We start from the raw sequence: 26,035 nt of genomic DNA, 5'->3' as shown, positions 1-26,035 counted from the left end.
GACCATTCCAACAATTGATAATGATAACCAGTATCATATGGTAGTACTTCTCATTTGTCAGCCCACTTTTTTCTTCTGCTATCACCATTTTTTGATGCTACGCATGCCTTCCAGGAAATCCCTTGCCATCGGTTATAGCGATGATTAAGATTGGCAATCATTATCATTTAGATTGGCAATTCGCCCATGTCACTACAGAGCACGCACATTGCGCAGCCGGGGATCTGGCTGCCGGAACAGACAGGCAGGATGCAGCCGCTGGCCGAAACGCTTCGTGCCGCCTTTAGTGAACAGCGCCCGTGGTTTAATGAGACCATAACTCTGTCGGACCAGCTTCCGGCAGAGGGAATGACGCTGAGCGAATGGTCCCGCCCCGCCACCCTCGAAGCCCTGATGGCAAGCTACGCGCAACATATCTATCGTAACGACCCGGATGCGCAGCGCCAGAATAAGCCACTGGCCTCTCTCTGGGCGCAGTGGTACATCGGTCTGCTGGTGCCCCCACTAATGCTGGCGCTGTTCCATTCTGGTAAAGCGCTGTCAGTCGCCCCTGACGCCGTACACGCCGTCTTCCATGAAACCGGCCGCGTCGCCCACTTCCATCTGCACGTTCGCGAAAATCGCCAGCTCACGACACTCTCGTTTGAGCAGCGCCTGGAATCACTGTGGATGGATGGCATTCTGCCGGTCGTCAGCGCCCTGGAAAACAGCGGCGGCGTTAGCGGCAAGCTAATCTGGAGCAACACCGGCTATCTGGTGAACTGGTTCCTGGGCGAAATCCGTTCCCTGCTGGGCGATGAACAGTATCATGCCCTGCGCCAGCGCTGCTTCTTCAGCAAACAGTTAAGCTGCGGTCGCGATAACCCGCTGTTTCGCACCGTCGTTCCGCGCGACGGCCTGCTGGTACGCCGCACCTGCTGCCAGCGCAACCGACTGCCCGGTGTCCAGCAGTGCGGCGACTGCACCCTGAAATAATCCCCTACATACAGAAAGCTCTGAATTCCCGGTCGCTATAGCGGTCCTGGCGGTTTACAGCCCGCTCTCCCTGTGACAGATTATCAGGCGCATTTATCAGGAGAAGATTAATGAGCCTGCAATCCGTTAGGCAGTTTTTTGCCGACAATGCCCCCGATATTGAAATCATTGAACTGAATCAGAGTACCGCTACTGTCGCACTGGCCGCCGTCGCTCATGGTGTAACGCCCGGGCAGATCGCCAAAACACTCTCACTCAAAGTAAAAGACAATGTGGTACTGGTCGTCGCGAAAGGAGACGCTCGCCTCGACAATAAGAAGCTAAAGTCCTTTTTTGGCGCCAGGGCCCGGATGCTGAGCAGCGATGAAGTGGTGACCTGGACCGGCCATCCGGTGGGGGGCGTCTGCCCGTTTGGGCTGGAGAATCCGCTACCGATTTACTGCGATGTTTCCCTGCAACAATTTGCTGAAGTTCTCCCCGCCGCGGGCGCCATCCATAGCGCCGTACGTATATCGCCTTCCCGGCTTGCGGAGCTCACAGAAGCCACATGGGCCGATCTCTGTCAATGACTGTGTTGCCGTGACGCCGGGGTTACGCCCTGCTGGCCAGAAATCACCATCCCCCGGGTTTCCCGGCCAAAGGCCACCAGCAGGCAGATAAGAATCGCCACCGTCCCGGCCACAATGGCCATCGCCAGACCATAATCGCCACCGTGGCGTTCGGCGATGGTCGCCTGTAGCGTCGCATTCACCGAAGCAATCAGGTTACCCAACTGGTAAACGAAGCCAGGCAGTACGGCACGAGCATTAGCTGGTACCAGCTCATTCAGCCAGGTCGGTACCACGCCCCAGGCGCCCTGGACCATAAACTGCATCAGAAAAGCCCCCAGCCCGATGGTAAAAGAGCCGCTGGAAAAGGCCCAGAGCGGCAGTACCGGCAGCGCCAGGAATGCGGCCACCATCATAGCCTTCTTGCGGCCCATGCGCTCAGACACCGAGCCAAACAGAATACCGCCCAGCATGGCGGCGATATTGTAGAAAATGGCAATGGTACTGACGGTATGGGGATCGAAACCGTGCTGCACTTTCAGGAAGGTGGGATAGAGATCCTGAGTACCGTGACTGAAGAAGTTGAAGCAGGCCATGACCAGCACCAGATACAGGCAGAGCTTCCAGTGACTGCGTAGCGTTGGCAGCAGCGCCGCGCTCTCTTTACGCTCGCGCGCCGCCAGCCAGACCGGCGATTCCGGTACCTTAAACCAGATATAGGGCAGCAGGACAATGGGCAATGCGCCAATCAGGAACATCCCGCGCCAGCCCACCAGTGAATAGAACAGCCCAAAAATCACCGAAGCCAGCAGATAGCCGCAGGGATACCCGGCCTGAAACAGGCCTGACATCAAGCCGCGCGAGCGGTCGGGAATGGTTTCCATCGCCAGCGAGGAGGCAACGCCCCAAATACCGCCCATGGCAACGCCGTAGATCACCCGGAACAGCAGAAAAGCGGAAAAGGTGGGCGACCAGGCCGAGAGCAGCTCGAATACCGAAAAGCAGGCAACGTTAAACATCATAACCGGCCGCCGCCCGAACTTTTCGGCCAGCCGACCAAAGATCAGCGCGCCGATAGGTCGCACCGCAAGGGTCAGCATAATCGCCAGCGAAACATCCGCCACCGAAGAGTGGAAATAGCTGGCTAAATCACTCAGCACAAAAACCAGTATGAAGAAATCGAAGGCATCCAGCATCCACGCGGAAAAGCTGGCCATCGCGACATGACGTTGCGTTGACGTCCAGGTAAGGGGAGTAAACATAGGGTATGTCCTGTCTTGCAAACACCGACATTGCGGTAAAAGAATGGCTCGCGTTTGAGTCAGGCAAGGAGAGATCGGGGCAGTCCCTGTCGCGGAGGCAACGCCAGCCCAGTTAACACATGTTTTCCATATGTTAATTATTTGTTTATATCAGAGCCGCATGCTGAAATAACCCGCAAAATGGTTTCCACTTGTAATAATAGCAAGCTAAATATTTCATTTACAATTTATTATTCCCCGCCCATAAAAAAGGTTCATCGCGGATTAGCGTGGAGTATTCGAAAGCGGAAGCTAAAAACCGGCAGAATATGATGATGCGGTGGCTGTTCCGTTCACTTTTCGTGACTGCTGCTCTGTTGATTCACCGGTTCCGGAACTGGCATAGGCAAAATCACCTTAAGGTGAACGGAACCTTCTCCACCATTGCATATTCATCAAGACAAATGGGCTAACCACCATAACTCCAGTTTCACGCTAATCCGCGATGAACCATAAAAAAGCCCCATTTAACAGGTAAACGGGGCAAGGGGCTTACAACAGCCATTGCTCTGCAACCACAACCGGCGCCTGCCGGTACGGTCGGCAATGGTCTACTTTCCCAGGGATTCCAGCGGCTGAACGTTCAGCTCACGCATACCGCGGGGGCTGTTGATCCAGGCATACATCTCGGCGTTACTGCGCAAAGCCAGACGACGCATAGCGCTATTTTTCTGAGCGCTAACGGTCTTATTACTCTTTTTAAGCAGACCGGAAATCTGATTGATACTCCATCCTTTTGCCATCAGTCGTAAAACCTGGCGCTCCGAAAGCGTTAACGGCTGTCGCCCCTCCTGAGCAGCGCCATCAATTTCACCCAGGTAGTTCCCACCTTCACCATTGCGAATAAAATTCTGAATCTCTGCCAAAGTAAAGGTATTTGGCAGCAGCAGGCTACCCGGCCACAGCAGCTGTTGCATCGCGGTAAAGCGGGCGAAATGAGGTATCAAAAAGACCCAGGAGATATGATGACCCATCTGATACAAAGTTCTCAGTTGCTGAAAATCCTGTTCAACTTCAACGGCATCGCCGGTCAGGTCAATGACCGCCAACGTCGCCTTCCTCAATAACTGAGGCGTCACGGCTTCGTGGCTTTCAACGGTATGTATAGCCGTCTGCGGATCGAGCCCCTGGAGCCCCTGTTCCAGACCCGCCGCCATCGCGGGGTAGCGGCTAAAAATAATCGCATTCTGATGACGTCCCTGTGACATCGTTAACTCCTCCCGTAATTTATTTTGCTGAAACTACTAATAACTGCTCCTTTTGTTTTTCTGCAGTGAGTAACAAAAGCGTTTTATTTTCAACAGTAAAAAGGTAACGTTCGGTCCTACACAACACGAAGAAAATTCTTAGTACCCAGACCGCATTTATCTTAATGAGTAGAAAATTCTCAATATTCCAAACGACAGCAAAGGAATACCGATTACTGATAAAATAATACTGTTACGGTTTATCTGTCAATCCCACCGGAATCTTAAAAAGGTTTATTTTGTTTCTTAAAAAAAATAAAGAAACGTAGAAATCATTATTTTTATAAAACATCAAATTGATTAATAATATAAGAAAATGAGATTTAACATAAAAGTAACCAAACCCAGGCAAGAAAACATCAAAAAACCATATGTTTCATATCGATAATATACCCATCACAGACCTTTTCTGAGATAAACTCCTGGAATATTCTCTCTTTGTTGACCTCATTCTGATAAGCATTTTGAGACTATAAGAATCAGGTACCATAACTTACCGAGAAAGAATGATAATTTGGCCAAAAGCTCTGTCAAAACGCAGTTACCTGTGAGACAACCAGCACTAAACATAAGCCAGACGCGATTGATGCCCCTGCATTCGGAGATGTCCATGAAATTTCTACGTCTCATATCGAAAAGCTGTAGCCAGTAGCCGGAACCAGATTCTCCTGATTACCTGGAAATACCTTACTGGCTACAGAAAAAGGCGTTATCCCTGACGGCCTAACGATATCTTCACGGTTTCCGGTCTGTCTGTGGTCAGACAACGGCGCCCATGCCGAATCCCCAAAATTCCCGCAGACACCAGCACCACCGGAATAAATAACACCAGAAACATCGTACGGAATGACCAATCCTGGGAAATCATCCATGCGCCAGCAAAAGCGCTGACGATCGAGCCAGTTCGGCCAACACCGTGCATCCAGCAGGCGCTGGTCGCCCGCGCCAGGTGGGCTAATTCAGCTTTATCCCTGGGCTTCCGGGCCGACGCATCACAGCTCTGACAATAATTCAGCCCTGAAGCCGGAATATTGCCCGGCGCCGCCAGCGTCAGCCGCAGAATCTCAATATCCTATACCTCCAGCCCGCTATCCGTCAGTGCCGCCTGTGTTTCTCGAGCCAGCGGGGTATCGATAGTGAGGTCCACTGTCAGTCGCCGGAAACAGCCGAAGCCTCACGTGGCTAAATCCCGCCTGGGCCGCAGCCCTGACCGGATGGGGTGGCGCCACATCCAGCAGTGACGGCGCGGCAAGAGGGAGCGCTCGGGAATCCATGGATACCTCCTGTTTTACAGATGATTTATCGTCTTTGAGCTCTCTTTCTCTGGCAGGATAATGGGCTTATACATTCAACTTATTTTTATCAGTAACAATCTAAACACCTTAAACTAAGGATAATAAAAAACGTTAATAATCTGTTTTTAAAGAACTAATGTTCTTATTTTTATTGTTTTTCGGCTCTGACAGCGCCTCCCCCAGGCGTCTGCCAGCCAGCCAAAGGTCATGGCGGATCCCAATGTAATACCGCCGCTCGGGTAGTGGGCCTGCATCACGTTGGACATATCATTTCCGGCCGCAAACAGATCCACGATAGAGCGCTGCTGCCCATCGAGTACCCGCGCCCCGTCATCGGTCTCCAGAGCGGTGAACGACCCCAAAGAACGGGTCGTTTCCACTGCTGACACGATGATTAAACGCGTTGACGGTTTCCCGCAGCCCCAGCGGATCAATACCGCACTGCTGCACCAGCGTCTCCAGCATCTCTCCACGCAGCAAATAGCCTTCGCGTCTGCTGTTTACAACCGGAAAAGGAAACGGCTTTGCATACCCCATACCGTAAGCGACTATCGCCAATCAGACAGACGCCGCTTTCCAACCCCCCCGGGAAACCGGTGACCACTGCCCGCCTCATTGTTAATAAAATGATATGTAAAGGTATTTCAACGGTTGTAATAGGCGACAACGTCGAATTTGCCGCTTTCACTTGTTTATCGCATCGACGCTGCGATAATCGCGCTATCTGACGGCATGAATGGCAGAAATGTGACGAATGAAGCAAATCCCGGCGCATCAGCGCGACCTGATAGTTGACCAACAGAAAGGGCTGGCGCTGATTCATCTATTTTCCAAAGAGACGCCCGGACTCACTGTCCCGCAGGCGGTCGACTGTGGCTGATTTCGCTGGGCCCGGACGAATGAGAGACCTTTTTGCGCCGGGTGCGGCCTCAGCCCATCACGCCCTATACGCTGACCGATATTCCCGGTTGATGTCGGTCACCGCCGCCATCCGCGAGCAGGGCTATGCCACTAACAGTAAAGCGTTTGAACCGGGTATGCTGGGGTGGCGGCGGTCCCACTGCTCGACCGCCAGGGCAGGTTCTGGAGCACCCTGAGCCTGACCTGCCGCCAGTCGCGCACCACCCCACCGTCGAGGCGATGTGTCGCGATCGCTTCGATCTGCTCTATGAAGCCCAGGCCATGCTCAGGGCATGACCGAAAGTACAAGGAGACACCGTGGAACATCGGGATATCTATCTGCCCGGGCCCTTTGATGAGGCCACCGCTACGCTAAAAGAGAAGATTTTTTTCAGCGCCATCGCCCTGTTCGCCGAATATGGCCTTAACGGCGCGCGTATGGAGCAAATTGCGGAAAAAGCCGGTACCACCAAGCGAATGGTGGTTTACCATTTTCAAAATAAAGAGCATCTCTATATGCAGGTGCTGGAGTATGTCTATACCCGGATTCGCGGCGCCGAGCACCAGCTTAATCTGGCGCAGCTGCCGCCGGTCGAAGCGATGGTGCTGCTGGTGGAAACCACCTTCGATTACCATGCCGATAATCCCGATTTCATACGGATTATCAGCATGGAGAATATGCAGCGCGGCCGATATGCCCGGGACTCTGCCCGGCTGAAAGAGGTGAATCGCAGCGCCCTGACGCTACTGGACGATATTCTGCAGCGCGGCCAGGCGAAACAGCTGTTCAGCACCGCCGTCACCGCCCGGGACGTTCACCGCCTGGTCAGCAGCTTTAGCTTCCACTACGCAGCTAACAGCTACACCTTTGCACTGCTGTTTGAGGAAGGCAGCGACGCCGCCGCAATGCGCGCCCACTACCGTGCGATGGCGGTGCGGGTGGTTCTGCGCTATATCTGTCCGTAACGGACGGCGCTTTTGCGAGCCTTGTCGCAATGGATTTATGTTATGATACGCCACCGTTCCTCTGCCCCGTTGGGCAGTCCTTCATGCTTTCTGAGATGGTGTTATGTCTGCCAAAATCCTGACTTCCGATGTCATCGGTATTGACGCGTTCCGCCAGGATCCTGAAGCGGCGCTGGCCACATCCGGACAGGGTGCCGTTGCGGTCTTCAACAATAACGCGCCTGCCTTTTATGCTCTGACTGCCGGACGGCTGGCGGAGCTGCTGGCGCTGGAGGCGCGACTGAAGCGCCCGGTGTCCGATGTGGCGCTGGAAGAGACGCTGTTCGAGGAAACGCCCGTAGCGGCCCCTATTGCGCCGCCCATGGGCAAATTCGCCATCTATCCGGACTGGCAGCCGGATCCCGAATTCCAGCGCCTGGCGGCGCTGTGGGGCATTATGCTACGGGAGCCGGTGACCCCCCAGGAGCTGGCCTCCTTCGTGGCATACTGGCAGGCGGAAGGCAAAGTCTTTCACCACGTGCAGTGGCAGCAGAAACTGGCGCGCAGCGTTCAGATCTCCCGGGCCGCAAACGGCGGATCGCCCAGGCGCGATGTGAATGCCGTATCGCAGCCTGACGACAATATTCCTGACGGATTCCGGGGCTGACTATGAAAAATACCGCCGCACTGATGGCCCGGCTGAAAAAGATGATGCCGGCCAACGTAAAACCCGCCTTCACCAGCGGCGAAGAGCTACTCGCCTGGCAACAGGAGCAGGGTCGCATCCGCTCTGCCGCCATCGCCCGGGAAAACCAGGCGATGAAAATGCAGCGCACCTTTAACCGCTCCGGCATTCGCGAACTGCATATGAATTGCTCGTTCGACAACTACCGGGTCGAATGTGAAGGACAGATGAAAGCGCTGGAGCGGGCGCGTAAATACGCCGCCGAATTCGACGGCAATATCGCCAGCTTCGTCTTTTCCGGACGCCCCGGCACCGGCAAAAATCACCTGGCGGCCGCCATCTGCAACGATCTACTGCTGCACGGCAAGACAGTGCTGATTATCACCGTGGCCGATATTATGTCGGCCATCAAGGGCACTTTCGGCGGCGGCGATACCACCGAAGAGCGTCTGATCAACGATCTGAGCAACGTCGATCTGCTGGTGATCGACGAGATCGGTATGCAGACCGAATCACGCTATGAGAAGGTGATCATTAACCAGATCGTCGATCGCCGCTCCTCTTCCCGCCGCCCTACCGGCATGCTAACTAACCTGAATATTAATGAAATGAACACGCTGCTCGGCGAGCGGGTGATGGACAGGATGCGTCTCGGTAACAGCCTGTGGGTGATCTTTAACTGGGATAGCTACCGTAGCCGGGTCACCGGTAAAGAGTACTGACCTTTTCCGGAAGATTCAGAATCGGATTTCGCCATAAGGCACAGACGCTATACTGTGCCCGGCAACGAGGAATAATAAGGAGAACGAAATGAAGTTTATGGCAAAACAGGCGGTCTATGGCGCAGCGATGGCCACGATGCTGGTTGCAGGCAGCGCCAGCGCCGCCAACTGGCAGGATCAACTGTCCAGCGCGGCAAACGAACTCTCCAGCCAGAGCGGCTCCCAGGGCGGTGCTTCCCTCTCCCAACTCACCGGTCTGCTTAACGGCGGCAACCAGGCGCTGAGCTCCAACAGCATGACCAACGCCGCGGGCGTCATGCAGTACTGCGCGAAGCAGAAGCTGGCTTCCGTAACCAGTACGGACAACATTAAGAGCCAGTTGATGAATAAACTGGGCCTTGAGGATACCCAGAAACAGAATCAGCAGCAGGACTATCAGCAGGGCCTGCAGGGTCTGTTGAATACCGGTAACGGCCAGCAGCTCAATCTGGAAAGCCTGGGGAATTCCCAACTGGCGGAAAAAGTAAAAACCAAAGCCTGCGATCTGGTGCTGAAGCAGGGTAAGCAGTTCCTTTCCTGATTTTTTAGCCAGCAAAAGCGGCGGCCACCCGGGCCGCCGCTTTTAGTTAAACCAAACTTAAACAAAACTTAATTATTTTCTACGCCCGGCGTTATTTTTTACGGAACCGGTTACGGCCCTTTGGGCCTGAGAGCCTGCGCTTATTCACTTCCCGAAAATGCTTCACGAAACAAAAAAGCGCAAACGCCAGTAGCGCAATAAGACTGACGATTGAAAGCATCATACTGTTATATCCACCTAAAATGGGGCAAGTCAGGGTAAAACCAGAGCTGTCATGATTCACACACTCTTTATCGTGAGATTTTCCTTAAATATGACCTTGCTCACATCGGCATTGTCTTAAAAATACCTTAGATAACCTGATGACAGAGATAAAACTTTCGGAAATGGCACAAAACATCGCTGTTTGTTCTCAACTCAGGGTTTATCCCTGTTTTCCTGCTCCGGGCATCGGATGTGATCCCGATCGAGGCTGGCGATGAATCAACCAATTCTGAAGACCTACACACTATTTTGACAGTAGAATTGCAGCTATGTGACAACGACGGTACATTGTTGCGCGTCTGAACTTGTCCAACTCAATCCTGGTTATCTTAAGAGGATGTTCCTTTGCCAGAAGTGCTTTCATTAGGACTCTTTGTTGCGTCCATTGCTATCTATACGCTTAAAGCGGGGCGCAATACCCTGTGGTTCGCCGCCATTCTGGTGGTGCTGGGCGTGTTCGTCATTCTGAATTTGACCCTTTACGCCAGTAACTACTTCACCGGCGACGGGATCAACGATGCCGTGCTCTATACCCTGACCAACAGCCTGACCGGCGCAGGCGTCAGTAAATATATTCTGCCCGGCATCGGTATTATTGCGACCCTGGTGGGGATGTTTGGTCTGCTGGCCTGGCTGCTGCGCCGCCGCTGGCACCGCCCCCACCACTTTGGCTACAGCCTGCTGGCCATGGTGCTGGCGCTGGGCTCCGTAGATGCCAGCCCGGCATTCCACCAGATTGCCGCCCTGGTGAAATCCCAGACCAGCGAAGGCGATCCCGACTTTAAGATCTACTATAAAGAGCCGCCGAAAGAGATAGCCAATCCGAAGCTCAACCTGGTCTATATCTATGGTGAAAGCCTGGAACGCACCTACTTTAATGAACAGGCGTTCCCGAATCTGGCGCCAGAGCTGAGCGCCCTGAAGAAACAGGGGCTGGACTTTAGCCATACCGAACAGCTTCCCGGCACCGACTACACCATCGCCGGTATGGTCGCTTCTCAGTGCGGTATTCCACTGTTTGCTCCGTTCGATGGCAACTCGGCCTCTTCCATGTCGACCTTCTTCCCGCAGAATACCTGCCTGGGCGATATCCTGAAGAACTCCGGCTACCAGAACTACTTTATTCAGGGCGCCAACCTGCGCTTTGCCGGTAAAGATGTGTTCCTGAAATCCCACGGTTTCGATCACCTTTACGGCTCCGAAGAGCTGAAAACCATGGTGGATGACCCCGAATACCGCAACGACTGGGGATTCTACGACGACACCGTGCTGGATGAGGTGTGGCAGAAATATGAAGAGCTGTCGAAGCAGGGCAAACGCTTCTCACTGTTTACCCTGACGGTGGATACCCACCATCCGGACGGCTTTGTTTCCCGATCCTGTAAGCGCAAAAACTACGATCACGACGGCAAGCCCAATAAGACCCTGAGCGCGGTCGCCTGTAGTCAGGAACATGTGGCGCAGTTGATCGAGAAGATCAAAGCTTCACCGTGGTTTAAAAATACGGTGATCGTGGTCTCTTCCGACCATCTGGCCATGAACAATGGCGCCTGGAAATACCTGAACGAACAGCAACGCAATAACCTGTTCTTTGTGATTCGCGGTGACCAGCCGGAGCAGAGGCAGATTGCGACCAAACGCAACTCCATGGATAACGGCGCCACGGTGCTGGATATGCTGGGCGGTGGCAACTACCTGGGGCTGGGGCGTAGTAGCCTTTCCGGGCAGTCGATGTCGCAGGTGTTCCTGAACACCAAAGAGAAGATCCTGGCCTGGAAACCCTCCGTGGTACACCTGTGGAACTTCCCGCGTAAGATCGACCGCTTTACCCTCGATCGTACTCAGAATAACGTTAGCTTCTCAGGTTCCACCTTCCGGCTGCCGCTGCTGCTGAAAGTGGGTGACAAGCGCGTTGAGCCGAAGCTCGAAAACGAATTTTCCGATCCTCTGCGCATTCAGCTGGCAAATTTCGCACCGAACGATGACTTCGTCTGGTTCGATACCTGCTACAAGATGGGCCGTCTGTGGGATCCGCAACTCAGCCTCTCCACCGATCTGTGTATGGCTCAGGGCCAGTTGGGCGGTGAGCCGCAGATTACCCGAGTAGAGCAGGACAAATGGCAGGGTAAGGTGGCCATTAAGCAGAGCGTGATTGATAGCGATCGCTACCAGCACACCGTCGATCTGCTGAAGGCCAATGATAACGACATCCGCTATCAGTCTGACAGCTTTGTCTTTAACGTGCCCGGCGCGCCGGAAGCGGTAAAACAGTTCAGCGGTATTTCTCGCCCCGAATCCTGGGGCCGTTGGTCCAACGCCAATCTGGCACCGGAAGTGAAAATCGAATACCACCAGCCGCTGCCAGAGAAATTCTCGCTGGTCATTACCGCTAAGGCCTTTGGCCCTAACGCCAATAAGCCGATTCCGATAAGGGTGGGCGACAGCGAACAGACGTTGACCCTGAATAAAGAAGTCAGCACGACCACGCTGCACTTCACCAACCCGGGTCACAGCAAGGTGCTGACCATTACGCCGCCGGAGCCACAGGACTCCAACGAAGGGAATATCCTCGGCCACGCGCCGCGTAAACTGGGTATCGGGATGGTCGATATCAAAGTAGTGAAAGACGAGGGTTAAACGCCACAATGCTCCCCATCAGGCCCCGCTCATCGGGGCCTTTTTTCTGAACGTTATGCCGCTACTGATACGAAAAGGTGATCCCCGCCAGTGCATTCGCGCTACCAGGTACAATATCGCCCTTGCGATAATAACTGACCTGAAATGGCAAAGTGAGCGTCTCACTGAGACCACTATCCTGAATAAAAAACTGGTTCATTATTCCCGCATCCGCACTGTCCTGTCCTAACCACAGAGGTCCCTGCCCATTATAGAAAAAAGCCACGCCGACCCCCTGTGCTGAAGAGTCCGGGGTCAGCGACACCGCATCAGAGAAATTACCCGGGTGTGACATATCGCTGATGGAGGCATACAGCGCGATATTCATCGCACAGGATAGCGTCACTGAAAATGACTTCCGCTCCGACATTGCCCCAACGGCATCCAGCGTTCTGACATCCACACTCCCCAGCTCGACCGATACGTCCTTCGTATCCACCGCGCATCCGTAGGCCATTGCCGAGAAACTTGTAGCAGCAATCGTGATGTCGGCGCTCTCGGCCACTCCCCCCGAATAAGCATAGGCATTGAAAACGGCGGCCCGGATAGCCGGTACATCAAAGCTGCCTACCTGCAAATTTTTTCCGGTCGTGACATAGCTGATTCGTACCATCAGGCCTACACTTGTCGCCGGACTGTTGGTACCAGCCGCGGGATAGGTATTCACGGTATCGGCCGACAACGGGATCCAGTTGCTGGCTTTCGCATCCTTCATACTCATGACAAAACCAAGCCCCGGCGTTCCCGTTTCATATACCGTGTAGCTAACACCGTCGATTTCCACTGATATTCCCGCCGAAATCAACGACGGATCGGGGACAATCGTCGCCTGGTAACAATCATAAGAAGGAAGGATCCCGCAGTTAAAAACGGGGTCCACCGTCACGGATGTTGACCACGCTCCGCCAATCAGGCTCCCCACCGACGATGACGGACCAAAGTAGGAAATTGAGTTTGGCATCAACTCCACATCGCTCTTTTTTTCTACGGCGCTGACGCCGACACTCAGGAGTGCCATCCATAACGCCAACAGCCACTTCCGTATAAACCTGTTCATTATTGATACTCCAGGGTATAGGTTGCTGTCGCAGAGAGGGTTCCCACCGTCACGCTCTGTTGAGTCGCGATGAGGCGGGCATAAAAATGCATCTCCACGCGACTATCCTGACCCGCGCCATAAATCGGGCTGAACGCATTAAGCGCCAGTGGATTTTTCTGGTGATCCAGCAACTGAATCCCGACACCGCTGGCGTCACCGGCGCTGCTCTTCACCACATCGCTATTGTTATCATCCGGAGGGGCACTAAAAGAGACCCGTACGCCGTTAAAGGTCGGGCCGCAGTCCTCCAGATATATGGTGAAAGGGCTAAGGTGATTTCCCACATCCCCTATTCCCCGGAACTGATTCGTGGCCACCACCCCCAGATCTACTGAAATATTTTCTGAGTTCCCGGCGACGGTACAGGTATTGCCAATAATCGCCCCCGTTACTGAAACCAGCACGTCATAGGCCGATACATACCCCGAAAAAAACAGCAATGTCGCTACGCTGCTGCGCATCCATGCAGCTACCGGCATACTCCCTCCTGAATATACAGCCCGGTACGGGCGTTCAACCGTGTATCATCCAGGTGATAGTCAATACGACACTGGTGACTCTCTCCCTTGTCCCAACGGGCAATCAGTGTCCCCGTCGGCGCCAGGCCTGAAAGATAGACCGCCCCGTTATCGCCAACAATACCCGAGCCGCTTTCGCTTCCCTCCTGAGTGATGAGCGTGCCAAACGGCAGCACATTATCGCGATAACTCAGCGAAAACATCGCTTTAAAGCCACTACGGATGGCAAAATCGGCGCGGGACATAGCGCCATCCACAGGAATTCGACTGACCACCGAACTATCCAGTTCGGCGGTATCCGGCATATCGCGAATATCCAGCGCCACGCGATTAAGACGGTAAGGCGTGGCCCAGGGAACCACCGCGTAACCACGACTGTCGGTCCTTACCCCCCTACGCCCTTCCACCGCGACACCATACGCACCAGGAGCCTTCACCAGAATATTGGTATTACCCAGCGCTTGCCCTAAGGTGACACCATCCTCATGCAGCACCGCGCCACCACTCAGACCATAACTTAATGTCCGGCTGTTATCGGTGTAGCTGTATCCCAGGCTGACGTTGCCTTTACTGCCCAGATACTGCATAGACAGATCCGCACCATAACCATTGTCCCGGGCATAGCGCTGGCTGAAGCTATAATTCAGATTATCCATGCCCGGCAGATAACCACTCACGCCAACCCGATGGGAAGTGTCCCGCGTCTCGCTACTGGTGACGCCATAACTCACCCGGGTCGCGTTGCGTACCTCACCCAACGGAATGGATGCATTCAGCGAAAAGATATTGTCTTTTTGGTTCGACCATAGGGTGCGGGTCTGCTGCCAAGCCGCCCCCCAGGAAACCTTGCCAATACTGCTACTCCAGGAAAGTTGTAGACTTTCAGACGCGCGATCGCTGTTCCAGTAGCCCTGGCGCTCCCATGAAAGAGACACCGACCCCCAGTCAGACAGCGTCTGGGCCAGTAACACCTGATGCCGATCCTTACGGGCATAACGCAGGTTGTAGAAATCATGGTATTCGGTCACCGTTGTGCCATTTTCATCCACGCTCTCCACCTGGCTGCCACCGTTCATCCGCTTCCTGGTGGTATCACTCAGGTTGTAGAATCCCTGAGTGGAAAAGCGCCAGGAGTAAAAATTCAGCCGGGTGCCTGTACTGCTCAGTACCTTGCTGTAACGCAGGCGAATGGAGTCTCCATCGTAGCGCTGGCGATCGGCCAGGCGGCTATGCGCGTGAGTCAGATCAAGAGAAAGCGCGCCAAAACGCCCCATATTCTGGCCAACACCGAATGCCAGCGCCTGATAGTTATCCGCCAGCTGGGTTCCGCTATACAACGTCAGGCCGTGACTCATACCGTAAAATAGCTCCCCCTGAACAAACAGCGGGTCAGTTTGCTGGTACTGAGGACGATAGCGCCCCAGACTCACGGCGTACTTCGCCTGCCCTTCACGCACCAGATTCGGCACGCTGGCAAACGGCACCACCCAGCGTCGCACGCTGCCACCCTCTTCTTCCTGAGTCACTTCAATATCACCGCCGGAAGCGGTGGGGTAGAGATCGCCTATCGTAAACTCGCCGGGCGGCACCGTCGTCTGATAGATAACGTTGCCACTCTGACTTAGCGTGACCGTCGCCTGACTACGGGCAATGCCGCGAATGACTGGCGCATAGCCACGCTGGCTGGCTGGCAACATATTGTCGTCGCTGTTGAGCTGCACGCCGCGTACCCCTACGGCATCAAACAGCGATGCGGAGGTATAGCTTTCCCCCAAATAAAGCTGGCCGCGTAAGGCCGCCAGGTCGCGCTGTAACCAGGTGCGTACCCGGTTAAATTTGGCGCCCCCCTCGCTGCGGTTCCAGGTCGAGTAGTCACGCAGCCGCCACGCGCCTAAATTCAATCCGCTATTCAGGCCCGCAAACAGCGGACGACTGCGGACGCGTTCACCGTTTATCTGTTCTCTATAGGAACCATTAATCATGTAACTCAGGAATCCAGCATGAATGCCGTATTCCCAACTACTGGGGCTGATATACCCCCGGGGACGATTGATCATCATGCCCTGCGGCACGGTGAATTGCAGGTTCATGGTCGCGACATCCAGGGAAACCCGGATATCGCTGGCATCCATATCGGGCGAATAGCACCTCTGCGTCGCCGTTGCCTGACTGACCAGGCGATGAAGATCAATCCCCAACTTCTCCAACACATCCGGCGTCAGACAGGGACTCAGGCCACGCTCTACCATCTGGAACGATACAGAATGGCTGGTTACGTAAACCGTATTCACATAAATATTGACATCATATTGCCCCGGAGGCAGCTCTCCACCGTCATTTACCCAGGATAAGTCAGCAGACATGGCTTGCCCTCCTCCCAGAAACTGAGGGTTAAACTGGTAATCAGCTTCGGCCCAGGCCATACCGCTTAATAACAGCATCGGGATCACGAAAAGCCGTTTTACGATCTTCATATGTCAAAGCTCATCCCTGTATGCGCCCAAAATCAGCGCTCACTGCAACGTCGCGGTATACACTTTGCTCCATCCACCAAAGTCATTAATCACTCGATAGCTAAAGCTACGAGCCCCAGGATAATGTCCTGGCAGCGTCAGGGTCTGCTTCGGCGGCACCATCACTCCCCGAATTTCCTTGCCCTGCACCTGCAGTGAGATCAGCGAAATGTGATAAGGCGTGGGGTTATTAAGCGTGATGCGATCGCCATGGATACGGCCCGATAGCCGCTCCCAGGCCTGATCCGATGAAATAGGTAAGTCCGAAGGGCGATAGAAGAGTTTGATGCGATTCGCGGAGGCAAGCTGTAATGTATTTTTACTGTGGACTGGCGTATGCGGAATCGCCTTTGCCGTCAGCCAGTAAAGCGTTTCCCGATCCTGCGGCAGCCCGCTGGCAGTGAACATCACCCGCAAGGTATTTTCACTTTCCGGCTTCAGGACAAACAGTGGCGGCGTAATCACAAAATCTGAACTTTTATTGCCCCGGGCATCGTCAATCCATGACTGAATCAGAAACGGCGCCTGGCCGTCAGTATTACGAATATTCAGCGTCACCTGGCGCGCGTCGTCCGGATAAATAAGCCGGGTTGCCCCCAGGCCCACACCACCAGCCAGGGCCTCAGACATCAGTACAACAGAGCCCAGTAACAGGCAAAACCATTTACGCATAGCGTTTCCCTCCGGGGGAAATGGCGCCCGCTTTATCCCTACGGGCGCCGGGTGGCATTACGAATAAGTCAGGGTATAGGTTGCCACAGCGCTGGCATCACCCGCAGTGGCACCGCCATGCGGCGAGGCATACTTCGCGCTAAAATTAATCTGGTTACTGCCAGCACGCAGGGAAGTGACTGAAGAAGCCTCATTCAGTTTGACGGCAGTACCCGCCTCATCGTAAAACCGGATAGCCACATTCTGTGCTGAAGACGAACTGCCGTTAACGCCAGTTGCCAGAGCAGTCGGGTCAGTACTATCACCGCTACCGTTAAACGTAATGGAAACACCGGTATAAGTCGTGACATCGCAGTCATCCAGCAGAATGCTGAAATCCTTTCCGGTTGATGCGACGCTACCCACAGCAGATAATACCGTGGTACGAACCTGCCCCATATCTACTGTCATATTGGCACTGTTGGAAGAGAGCGCACAGGCAGCTGTAACCACGCTTCCTTCAAAGTTAATCGTGCCACCATCTACGGTTACCGGAGCGGGATCCTCTGCATAAGAAGCACCTGGCAGCATAAATAATGCAACCAATGGTAATGCAGCACGGTAATGTTTTGATTTGTTATATTGCTTTTTCATGCTATTCCTTTCCTTTTATGATGATTTCATCCGCTGACTTTCCATATTTAATTGGCCAGAAAAACCAATAAATCATTTTTCGTCCGCAGACCCAGTTTACGCACCGCAGACATTTTCAGCGCGCTAACTCTTCTGTAATTAATTTCCCGACGACGGGAAATTGAATTCAGTGACTCCCCGGCGAAAAGATCATTAATCACCAGCCACTCATCACGATTTAAAATAAAATTACCTTTTCTTGCGCTAACTACCTCCTTTTTCGTAGAGCCATCTGGCATTAAGAATACCTTGAAATGCTTCCGCCAGGCGGGAAAGGGCTCACCAATACACTGTAACCATCCTGTACTTTGGGCACGTAGCAGAAAACTTGTTGCCCGCCTGGAGTACACTAAAAGCTGTATCGACGGGTAGTCATATGCTATCTGATGCATAACTCTCAGGCAGCTTAAGCCAATATCACACTCATAACCGGACACCAGAATAATGATATCCACGGGATATTGCCCAAGAAGAATTTCCAGCGCCCGATAATTATTTAATGATGCCTTAACGGCGACTCTGGGATTTATTTCTCGAATTAGTGTGACAATTCCCGCCCTGGCATAGCTGTCTTCCCCAATAATCGCAACTCGGGGATCGGTAGCCTCTCCCTGCGTTTGGACCAAGAATTTTCTCCTCTTGTTTTAGTCGAGTTAATTTATCTGTGCTTGCGATATATTCAAAACAATCCAGATCCTGACGGCCAAATTAGACGATAAAACCACCAATTCATTTCAAACGAGATTAATATCTCGCCATGTGCTCGCAGCAAGCTCCCACATAGAGATAAAAACTACATAATAGATTCACAATAATTCTGTCACCTCCTTGTTAACGGCTTTTCACACCAGGATTTTTCCATGAAATATTCCTGATGGACAACAATTACTGATACGATTTGTCTCAAACAAAAATAGAAATCTATTTTTATATATTTATCAGCAAATTAAAAACATTACAGTCTACGGACCCGACATTGACAATATCTATAAATAAGAATATGAATGAGAATACTCTGAAGCTCGACTACCGGCGGGAAGCCTTGTCCCGGCACCTCGCCGGTAATCGCCTGAGTCAGGGAGCAGACAGCGTAAATCGGGCGTCAAAGGTGGGTTTTACATCCAGCGGTTTCAGGATCATTCCCTGTTTCAGCCAGTAGTCAGCCGTCTGCTGCTGCTGGGTTATCGTCGCCGCATCTATCCGCTGCCAGCGGGCATTACGGCTCTCATACTGCGCAGTGGCAATTGCTGGCGGCAGGCCGATTAGTCTACTGAGGGTGACGCCATAAGCCCGGGTATGGTCCCGCGCCCAGTTTTCGGCTTTGGCCAGACGCGCCAGGTAGTCCTGAAGCGCCGCACGACGGCGCGGGTCGGCCAGCACATCCTCCGTTGCCGCCAGGAAGGTGTTGCCCTGGATATGCCCCCGGCCATTGACCAGCACCTTTCCCTGCCCGGTGCCAGTAAGCCCGGTGGTATAGGGCTCCCAGGTGGCCCAGACATCAACATCCTTATTCAGTAGCGCAATACGCGCATCCGCCGGCGCCAGAAAGCGCCACTTAACCTCAGTGGGGGCAACGCCAGCCTGCTCCAGGGCGCGCAACGCAATGAAATGGCCGATAGATCCCCTGCCGGTAGCGATGGTTTTGCCTTTCAGACTCGCAGCCCCGGTCAGCGGCGAATCGGGCCTGACCAGCAGCGCCGTACCGTAGGGATCGTACTTATCGACGGCGATAGCTTTTACCGGCGCCCCCTGGGCCAGCACAAACAGCAGCGGCGCATCGCCGATAATACCGGCATCCACGGCACCAGCATTGAGCGCTTCGGCCAGCGGTGCCGCCGCCGGAAACTCATGCCATTTGATCTGATAGTCCAGCCCCTGTAGCTGATTCGCCGCCTCCAGCACGGCCCGCATCCCCCCTTTCTGATCGGCAATCCGCAGCGTGACATCAGCCGCCGCCCATAGCGAAGATGAGGTTGCGACCAGAGTCAGTCCAATAATCAAAGAGCCCGGAACCCGGCGTCGCATCATAGTAATCCTCCTGGTGGTATTCAGTGTCAGACCGAAACGCTAATGCAGTCGCTGCGACGGGCTAAATGCCGATTTCGCATATCCTTTCCCATACTGGCATCTATTCCTGTGCGATTCGGCTCCCCGCAACCAATAACCAGATTGCATATTAGCTTAGCGATATATTGCATTTCGGGAATAAAAACGCCTTTGCTACTGTCACTTCCGCAACCACTGTCCAACGGGAGTCGACGATGGAGACACCACCTAACCTCAACCGCCTGCACCAGTTTGTTTGCGAACTGACCGGGATCTGTCATCAGGAAACCCGCGGTCAACGGCTGATCCATCAAATTAAACCGCGGCTACAGGCGCTGCTCGCCCATGATGACTGGCTATCGCCGACGCTCGCCCGACCGGATCCCCAACGCTATCAGCAGTATCTGCTGTATGCCGATCCGATGGGCAGTTTCAGCCTCGTCAGCTTTGTCTGGGGACCCGGGCAGCGTACGCCGGTACATGACCACCAGGTCTGGGGGGTGATCGGTATGCTGCGCGGCGCAGAACTCAACCAGCCTTACCGGCTTGATAATAACGGCACGCCCCGGCCCCATGGCGCACCGCAGCGACTGAACCGCGGCGATGTGGTGAGTTTTCTCCCCGAGCAGGGCGATATCCATCAGGTCAGTAATGCGCTGGATAACGCAACCTCTGTCAGCATTCACGTTTATGGCGGCGATATCGGTGCCACAGAACGCCATCTCTGGCTGGAAGATGGTACCCGCCAGCCCTTTGTTTCCGGCTACTCCGCCCAACAGGAGATTCACTGATGACCCCCCCGGAATACCGCGATGCGTTTGCGATTCGTCAGGCGCTGTTAACAGGCAGCGAACTGGCGCTGGTCGATGTCCGGCCGGAAGCGGAATACGCCCGGCAGCATCCGCTGTTTGCCGTCAATATTCCCCTCGGCCGCCTGGAGCTGGATGCCTGGCGACGTATCCCGCGCCACGATACGGCAATCACCCTGTATGACGACGGTGAAGGGCTGGCGGAGCGTGCCCGACAGCGGCTCATCTCCCTGGGATACCGGAATGTCGCCCTGCTCCGCGATGGGCTGGCAGGCTGGCACGCATCCGGCGGCGAACTGTTTCGCGACGTTAACGTTCCCTCAAAAGCCTTTGGCGAACTGGTGGAGCAGCAACTGGATACGCCTTCCCTGACGCCACAGCAGGTCAGAGCGCTACAGACATCCGGAGAGCCGCTGGTCATTGTCGATGCCCGGCGGCCGGACGAATACCACACCATGAGCATACCGGGCGCCACCAGCGTGCCCGGTGCCGAACTGGTCCGACGCATCGCGGCGCTGGCACCGGATCCCCGTACCCGTATCGTCGTCAACTGCGCTGGCCGCACCCGCAGCATTATCGGCACCCAGTCTCTGATCAATATCGGGCTGCCTAATCCGGTAACGGCGCTGCGCAACGGCACTATCGGCTGGACCCTGGCGGGTTACGAGCTGGAACATGGACAGAGCCGCAGTTATCCGCAGGTGCCCCCGGCGCCGCACCTGAAAGCCCGCGCCTGGGAACAGGCGCTAAGAGCAGGCGTGCAGGCCATTAACAGTGCCACCCTGGCGCGCTGGCAGGGCGATACCACCCGTACCACTTATCTGTTCGATGTACGCAGCGAAAGCGAATATCTGGCCGGGCACTTTCCCGGCAGCCTGCACGTACCAGGCGGACAACTGGTTCAGGAGACCGACCACCACGCCAGCGTGCGCGGCGCCCGTATTGTGCTAACCGATGACGACGGCATCCGGGCGCCAATGACCGCCAGCTGGCTGGCCCAGATGGGCTGGGAAGTCGCGCTGCTGCCGCTGGCGGACAGCCGGGCCTTCAGTCAGTCCGGACCGACGCCTCCCGAACATCCCCCTTTGCCGCAGGTCGAGGAAATTGACGCGAACGCTCTGCAAGCGCGCCTGATCCGCCGCCAGGCCATCGTGCTGGACTTCTCCGCCAGCGCTAGCTACGTAGCGCGCCATATTCCCGGTGCCTTCTGGCTCCAGCGGGAACAACTGGCACAGGTGCTGACACAACTGCCTGAGGCACAAAGCATCGTCGTGACCTGTGGCACCAGCCTGCTGGCCCGCTTTGCCGCACCGGAAGTGGCGGCGCTAACCGGTCGCCCGGTGGCGGTACTGCGCGGTGGCACCGCTGCCTGGATAGAGGCTGGATTACCGCTGGAACAGGGAGAGACCCGGCTGCTGTCGCCCCGTAACGATCGCTACCAGCGCCCCTATGAGGGCACCGATAACCCCTCTGAGGCGATGAACGGCTATCTGGAATGGGAGTACGGACTGGTGGCGCAACTGGCACGCGATGGCACCCACGGGTTCCGGACGATCGCGCCACTTTCCATTCCCGGGAACGGTTTAATTCCCCCTGTTGAGGCGACTGACGCCCACACCCTTCGGAGGTTATGATGAGCATTGAATTTACCGGCATGATCGGCCACCAGCTATCGTCCGAAATCCTGCCCCCGACCGGCCCGATTTTCGATCGCGACCATATTGTCCGCTTTGCCCAAACCCACGAAGCGGCAGGGTTCGATCGCATTCTGGTGGGCCACTGGTCCGACAGACCGGACGGCTTTCTGGTGACGGCGCTGGCGGGGCTTTCCACAAAGCGCATCCGCTTTCTGCTGGCCCATCGCCCCGGCTTTGTCTCCCCTACCCTGGCGGCGCGCAAATTCGCAACGCTGGAGCATCTGCTGGAAGGCCGACTGGCGGTGCATATTATCAGCGGCGGCAGTAACAGCGAGCAGCGCCGGGACGGCGACTGGCTGGATCACGACGAACGCTACGCCCGCAGCGACGCTTTTCTGGAGGTGGTGCGCCGTACCTGGACCAGCGAGGAGCCCTTCGATATCGCTAACGATTTCTATCGCGCTGAGCAGGCCAGGTCTGCCATACATCCGCAACAGCAGCCCCATATTCCCATCTGGTTCGGCGGCGCTTCCGACGCTGCGTTACGGGTAGCGGGCCGTCACGCCGACGTCTTCGCGCTGTGGGGGGAATCTCTGGATCAGACCCGGGACACCATCCAGCGGGTTCGGGAGGAAGCGGCAAAACAGGGACGCCAGCCGCGTTTCAGCGTCTCGTTCCGCCCCATTATCGCCGACACCGAAGAGGCGGCCTGGGCTAAAGCGAATGAGATTCTGGAACAGGCCAGGGAGCTGGCCTCTGGCTATACATTTTCCCCCAAGCCAGAAAGCGTGGGGGCTCAGCGGCTGCGCGAAACGGCGGCCAAAGGGGATGTCGTGGATAAGCGACTGTGGACCGGTATCGCCAGGCTGGTCGGCGGTGGCCATAACTCCACGGCGCTGGTTGGCACGCCCGAACAGGTGTCCGATGCCCTGCTCGACTATTACAGTCTTGGCGTCAGTAACTTCCTGATTCGCGGCTTCGACCCCGTTAATGACGCCCGCGATTACGGCCAGGCGCTTATTCCTCTCACCCGTGAGAAGGTGCGGCTCCGGGCAGAAGCGCGGCGGCAGCCGGCATAATATAAAGGTTCATCGCAGGTTAGCGTGAAACTGAAGTTAATCGTGGTTAACCCATTTGTCTTGATGAATATGCAGCGCAGGAGAAGGTTCCGTTCACCGGCTGTGAATCAGCAGAGAAGCAGTGACTCAAAGTGAACGGAACAGCCCACCGCCTCATTATATTCTGCCGGTTTTTAGCTTCCGTTTTCGAACACTCCACGCCAATTCGCGATGAACCTAATAAAAACGGGGCTAGAGTACCGGGTTTTCCCCCATGCGCCGCATGGCGCAGTGATACGCCGCGTTACGCACCGAAGCTCGCAGCACCCTGGCGATGCCATGAACGCCAGGGCGCACAATGTGCCGCTGTAATGTGGACAGATGCAACCCCAGCATCTGCGCCGCCCAGTCGGGCAGCAGATCAATACCCGCCCGCATCATCAACGCCCCTGGCAGACGAGCCAGACGGCTGGGAGCCGGTGCGTTCAGCAGCAGATTCGCCACCTCGCGAGTACGCCCGTCGCTACACAATTGCGGGCGCTGGGCCTGCAAATAATCGGCGATCGCCGCACTCGAGGTAGGAACATCCCTGGCACCCAGCGCTTCGGCGATGCGCGCCGCCTCCCGGTAGTAGCGATCCTGTTCGCTGACTGCCAGTCCGGGGCGCCGGTAACGCAGATGCGCCGCCATGAAGCTGCTGCACTCCGCCACGTGAACCCAGGTCAGCAGTTGAGGATCGCTGGCCTCATAGGGCGTGCCATCGCAGGCCCGCCCCGATACCTGTAAATGAATATGCTTCACCCGCTCGATCAGCCGCTCGGCGTCCCGGGTGGTGCCAAAAGTGGTGGCGGAAATAAACTGGCTGGTACGGCGCAGGCGGCCAAGCATATCTTCGCGAAAGTTGGAATGATCCCACACTCCGGCCAGCGCCAGAGGATGCAGCATTTGCAGCAGCAGTGCGCTAATACCGCCGCACATCATCGAGGTAAAATCACCGTGCACCTGCCAGATGACCGAACGCGGCCCGAACAGCCCGGGCTCTCCGGCCGGGTGTTCATAGTCGATCTCCTTCAGGGCAATGCCAGTGAGTCCCAGTACCTGTCGTTCGATAGCCGCCCGCACTCTTTCCACGTCTGTCCCTCCTGAAATTCAGCGCTCACTATATCATCAGGGGACTAAGGTTCGGCTTAGCAATAAATGAGGGTTTGGGGATTAAAAAAACCCGGCGCCACCATGCGCCGGGTTTTTTATACTTTATCCGAAAGGCTCTCACTCTCCCGACGGCAGGTAATGCTCGTAATTACGTCGGGTGGCGATATGGTCAGCGATATGCTTCGCATCGTGCCAGACGCCCCAGATAAAGGTGGAGCCGCGGCGCGACAGCCAGGGGAGTCCAAGGAAATAAATGCCTGACTCGCTGGAAACGCCGCGCTGATGGCGCGGTTTGCCCTGTTCATCAAAGGCATCAACTTCCATCCAGTTGTGATCGGTAGCGTAACCGGTGGCCCAGATAATCGAAGTCACGCCTGAGCGGGCCAGGTCCAGGCTCAGAATCGGATCCGTAACGCATTCGGGATCCGGCAACATTTCCCGCGCTTCGGGCTCTTCCGGCAGGGAGGCGCCGTTACGTTCCACCCAGGCATCCGCGACATCCAGCAGCCCCAGATAGTTTTCATCGCCGCGGGCGATATTTTCCGCCAGATCGGCGCTGAATGTCGCAACGCCCTGCTCAAAGCTCTGGGTTCTGCCCACAAGCGTAATCCCTTCATTCGCCAGCCGCCGGAAATCGACGGTGCGACCACCTCTGGCGCCGCTCACGGCTATGGTCACGTGCTCTTTGCCCGGTTCGCTGGAAGAGAGATCCCAAAGCCCCAGAACCCCCAGCCACCAGCAGAAATCACGATTACGGTAAGAGCGCGGCGGCCGATCGTGAGGGCCGACCGACAGATACACCTCACGCCCGGCGCGCCGCAGTTCGTCGGCGATCTGGACGCCGGAAGAACCAGCTCCCACCACCAGTACCGCCCCTTCCGGAAGCTGCTGCGGGTTACGATAGTGCGCCGAATGGATCTGATGCAGTTCCGGCTCACGGGGAGCAATCGCCGGAATCACCGGGCGCTGGAACGGACCAGTAGCGGCCACCACGTGCAGTGCTTCTATCGTCCCTTGCGTAGTTTCAACGGTAAAACCCGGGCGCCCCTGGTTGCGGCGTAGCCGTTTTACCTCCACACCAGTGCGGATCGGCGCATTAAACTGCTGCGCATAAGCAACGAAATAATCAGCTACCTGCTCTTTGGCCACAAAACCATCGGGATCGCCGGCAAATTCCATACCGGGAAAGCGATCGTGCCAGGCGGGCCCGTTCGCCACCATCGAGTCCCAGCGCGCGCTGCGCCACGCTTCGGCAATACGGTTTTTTTCCAGCACCAGGTGCGGTATGTCCAGGCGGGTCAGGTGCTCGCTCATCGCCACACCGGCCTGCCCCGCGCCCACCACTAATGTGTCGATTTTGATTGTTTCTGGCGTCATCTCTGTGTCCTGAGTCATGGGGAATGATCCAAGACTATGGAGCCGCCGTGGGACGGTAAAATAGTATTAAGCTGGTCACTGACCATAAATTAACAATTCAGACACACTCACGTTACCAACACCCTTTGAGTGGGCATTCTCCCATCAGCGAACAGCAATAACCCAACGCGCTGACTCCCGGCTTTTCCATCACAAATTTATATTGCTGACAGCAACTTAACCTGTGTTCTCAGAGGAATAAGCAGATATAGTTTTTTTCTAACCCCTGAGAACAAACTTACTAATTTACCCACCGCCACAACAGTGCGCATTATCAATTCGATAACAAAAAGCCGCCATCATGA

The 26,035-nt window shown here is 55.3% G+C and carries 22 protein-coding genes and 2 pseudogenes; 12 read left to right on the top strand and 12 right to left on the bottom strand.

Translation table 11 applies throughout. The annotated features are described in order from the left end of the window. Positions 1–186: 186 nt before the first annotated feature. Together fhuF and FEM41_RS08960 are read left to right on the top strand one after the other, a co-directional pair. Positions 187–975, top strand: coding sequence for a siderophore-iron reductase FhuF (gene fhuF, locus FEM41_RS08965; protein WP_138095649.1), 789 nt, complete (start codon positions 187–189; stop codon positions 973–975). A gap of 110 nt (positions 976–1,085) precedes the next feature. Further along, on the top strand, positions 1,086–1,544 hold the full coding sequence (locus FEM41_RS08960) for a YbaK/EbsC family protein (RefSeq protein WP_138095648.1): 459 nt from the start codon (positions 1,086–1,088) through the stop codon (positions 1,542–1,544). Here FEM41_RS08960 and FEM41_RS08955 read toward each other — a convergent pair. From FEM41_RS08955 to FEM41_RS24845, 3 genes and pseudogenes are all read right to left on the bottom strand, one after another. Then, positions 1,538–2,785 (bottom strand): MFS transporter, encoded by a 1,248-nt coding sequence (locus FEM41_RS08955; RefSeq protein ID WP_138095647.1) that lies wholly within the window; start codon positions 2,783–2,785, stop codon positions 1,538–1,540. The two genes, FEM41_RS08960 and FEM41_RS08955, sit on opposite strands and share 7 nt — an antisense overlap. 617 nt (positions 2,786–3,402) lie before the next feature. Further along, positions 3,403–3,600, bottom strand: a pseudogene (locus FEM41_RS25150) (helix-turn-helix domain-containing protein); the annotation flags it as partial. A 1,891-nt stretch (positions 3,601–5,491) separates the two neighbouring features. Then, positions 5,492–5,746: an FAD-binding protein gene (locus tag FEM41_RS24845; RefSeq protein WP_241666585.1), complete on the bottom strand. Its 255-nt coding sequence runs from the start codon at positions 5,744–5,746 to the stop codon at positions 5,492–5,494. A 374-nt stretch (positions 5,747–6,120) separates the two neighbouring features. Here FEM41_RS24845 and FEM41_RS25045 point away from each other — a divergent pair, with 374 nt between their 5' ends. The 7 genes from FEM41_RS25045 to opgB all read left to right on the top strand — a co-directional run bounded on the left by FEM41_RS25045 (position 6,121) and on the right by opgB (position 12,099). Continuing rightward, on the top strand, positions 6,121–6,246 hold the full coding sequence (locus FEM41_RS25045; protein ID WP_277752997.1) for a hypothetical protein: 126 nt from the start codon (positions 6,121–6,123) through the stop codon (positions 6,244–6,246). A 125-nt stretch (positions 6,247–6,371) separates the two neighbouring features. Continuing rightward, a complete protein-coding gene (locus FEM41_RS08940; RefSeq protein ID WP_138095645.1) occupies positions 6,372–6,563 on the top strand; it encodes a hypothetical protein in 192 nt (63 codons plus the stop codon). A 21-nt stretch (positions 6,564–6,584) separates the two neighbouring features. Further along, positions 6,585–7,232 (top strand): TetR/AcrR family transcriptional regulator, encoded by a 648-nt coding sequence (locus FEM41_RS08935; protein ID WP_138095644.1) that lies wholly within the window; start codon positions 6,585–6,587, stop codon positions 7,230–7,232. 103 nt (positions 7,233–7,335) lie between these two features. Beyond that, positions 7,336–7,878 (top strand): primosomal protein DnaT, encoded by a 543-nt coding sequence (dnaT, locus tag FEM41_RS08930; RefSeq protein WP_138095643.1) that lies wholly within the window; start codon positions 7,336–7,338, stop codon positions 7,876–7,878. A 2-nt stretch (positions 7,879–7,880) separates the two neighbouring features. After that, complete coding sequence (gene dnaC, locus FEM41_RS08925; RefSeq protein WP_138095642.1) at positions 7,881–8,618, top strand: replicative helicase loader DnaC; 738 nt, start codon at positions 7,881–7,883, stop codon at positions 8,616–8,618. Between the two features lie 88 nt (positions 8,619–8,706). Next, a complete protein-coding gene (locus tag FEM41_RS08920) occupies positions 8,707–9,198 on the top strand; it encodes a YjjA family protein (RefSeq protein ID WP_138095641.1) in 492 nt (163 codons plus the stop codon). A 609-nt stretch (positions 9,199–9,807) separates the two neighbouring features. Then, positions 9,808–12,099, top strand: a complete 2,292-nt coding sequence (gene opgB / locus FEM41_RS08915; protein ID WP_138095640.1) for a phosphatidylglycerol--membrane-oligosaccharide glycerophosphotransferase — start codon at positions 9,808–9,810, stop codon at positions 12,097–12,099. 61 nt (positions 12,100–12,160) lie between these two features. Here opgB and FEM41_RS08910 read toward each other — a convergent pair whose 3' ends face one another. From FEM41_RS08910 to FEM41_RS08880, 7 genes are all read right to left on the bottom strand, one after another. Next, the gene (locus tag FEM41_RS08910) at positions 12,161–13,195 is read right to left on the bottom strand and encodes a fimbrial protein (protein WP_138095639.1); all 1,035 of its coding nucleotides are present in this window, start codon (positions 13,193–13,195) and stop codon (positions 12,161–12,163) included. After that, entirely contained in the window at positions 13,195–13,716 is a 522-nt protein-coding gene (locus FEM41_RS08905; protein ID WP_138095638.1) for a fimbrial protein, read from the bottom strand. The genes FEM41_RS08910 and FEM41_RS08905 overlap by 1 nt, the downstream gene beginning before the upstream one ends. Then, a complete protein-coding gene (locus FEM41_RS08900) occupies positions 13,707–16,118 on the bottom strand; it encodes a fimbria/pilus outer membrane usher protein (protein ID WP_338324506.1) in 2,412 nt (803 codons plus the stop codon). Before FEM41_RS08900 ends, FEM41_RS08905 begins: the two co-directional genes overlap by 10 nt. Positions 16,119–16,268: 150 nt before the next feature. Next, a complete protein-coding gene (locus tag FEM41_RS08895; protein ID WP_138095636.1) occupies positions 16,269–16,940 on the bottom strand; it encodes a fimbrial biogenesis chaperone in 672 nt (223 codons plus the stop codon). 57 nt (positions 16,941–16,997) lie between these two features. Then, positions 16,998–17,510 (bottom strand): fimbrial protein, encoded by a 513-nt coding sequence (locus tag FEM41_RS08890; RefSeq protein WP_138099146.1) that lies wholly within the window; start codon positions 17,508–17,510, stop codon positions 16,998–17,000. A 110-nt stretch (positions 17,511–17,620) separates the two neighbouring features. Then, positions 17,621–18,238 (bottom strand): hypothetical protein, encoded by a 618-nt coding sequence (locus FEM41_RS08885; protein WP_138095635.1) that lies wholly within the window; start codon positions 18,236–18,238, stop codon positions 17,621–17,623. A gap of 448 nt (positions 18,239–18,686) precedes the next feature. Next, entirely contained in the window at positions 18,687–19,637 is a 951-nt protein-coding gene (locus tag FEM41_RS08880) for an ABC transporter substrate-binding protein (protein ID WP_138099145.1), read from the bottom strand. Between the two features lie 236 nt (positions 19,638–19,873). Between FEM41_RS08880 and FEM41_RS08875 the strand changes: the two genes are divergently transcribed. From FEM41_RS08875 to FEM41_RS08865, 3 genes and pseudogenes are all read left to right on the top strand, one after another. Next, the gene (locus FEM41_RS08875; protein WP_138095634.1) at positions 19,874–20,449 is read left to right on the top strand and encodes a cysteine dioxygenase family protein; all 576 of its coding nucleotides are present in this window, start codon (positions 19,874–19,876) and stop codon (positions 20,447–20,449) included. Beyond that, positions 20,449–22,023: pseudogene (locus FEM41_RS08870) on the top strand (rhodanese homology domain-containing protein); the annotation flags it as partial. The gene FEM41_RS08875 and the pseudogene FEM41_RS08870, both read left to right, overlap by 1 nt. A 77-nt stretch (positions 22,024–22,100) precedes the next feature. Continuing rightward, on the top strand, positions 22,101–23,183 hold the full coding sequence (locus FEM41_RS08865; RefSeq protein ID WP_138099144.1) for an LLM class flavin-dependent oxidoreductase: 1,083 nt from the start codon (positions 22,101–22,103) through the stop codon (positions 23,181–23,183). Positions 23,184–23,414: 231 nt separating this feature from the next. Here the strand turns inward: FEM41_RS08865 and FEM41_RS08860 are convergent, their stop codons facing one another. Both FEM41_RS08860 and FEM41_RS08855 read right to left on the bottom strand, forming a co-directional pair. Beyond that, on the bottom strand, positions 23,415–24,293 hold the full coding sequence (locus tag FEM41_RS08860; protein WP_138095632.1) for an oxygenase MpaB family protein: 879 nt from the start codon (positions 24,291–24,293) through the stop codon (positions 23,415–23,417). A 138-nt stretch (positions 24,294–24,431) separates the two neighbouring features. After that, positions 24,432–25,691 (bottom strand): flavin-containing monooxygenase, encoded by a 1,260-nt coding sequence (locus FEM41_RS08855; protein ID WP_138095631.1) that lies wholly within the window; start codon positions 25,689–25,691, stop codon positions 24,432–24,434. Positions 25,692–26,035 lie beyond the last annotated feature (344 nt).

Source organism: Jejubacter calystegiae (assembly GCF_005671395.1).
Taxonomy (GTDB): domain Bacteria; phylum Pseudomonadota; class Gammaproteobacteria; order Enterobacterales; family Enterobacteriaceae; genus Jejubacter; species Jejubacter calystegiae.
The sequence above is the reverse complement of the archived record's forward strand: the minus strand, read 5'-3'. Positions and strand labels throughout refer to the sequence as shown.